Raw genomic sequence first — 531 nt, forward strand, 5'->3', positions numbered from 1 at the left:
GCCTTAAATGAAGCAAAAGGAAAATTTTCAACACCGTTATCAAATTTTGCGAAATTAGATAAGAAAATTAGCAACATCTACAGTTCTGTAGCACATATCGTCCCTATTTCCGCGCCATCCAATCAATTTAATAAAAAAATGGAAGAGGCTAAGAAAATTTTGACGGAAACGCTGAAAGGCATGGACACTTTTAACGGACGCAAAGCAGGCAGTGCTGTCAAAGACAAACTAGCCCAACAATCCAGCCAAATCACGAACGTCGGAGGATTAAGCTATACCAATCCCAAATCATTGGAAATATTTACGGATAAAACATTTAAAAATGAAATAAAAGAAGCGCATAAAAAAGTCCAGGAAGAAGAAAAAGATAGACTTGCTTTTGAAAAAGACCATCCAATTTTAATGGCTATGGATGGTAATTTAACAGAAGAAAAGTTAGACGAACTAGATAAATTAATTAATCATGCGATAGCAAAAGGCGTTGTTTCAGGAAAAAAATATATAAACCATATGAAAAAATTATACATTTCT

1 pseudogene is annotated in these 531 nt (G+C 33.7%); it reads left to right on the top strand.

The annotated features are described in order from the left end of the window. Positions 1 to 531: pseudogene (locus tag IGI80_RS18965) on the top strand (T7SS effector LXG polymorphic toxin); the annotation flags it as partial.

This window comes from Enterococcus sp. DIV1420a (genome assembly GCF_051712165.1).
GTDB classification, from domain to species: Bacteria; Bacillota; Bacilli; order Lactobacillales; family Enterococcaceae; genus Enterococcus; species Enterococcus faecalis.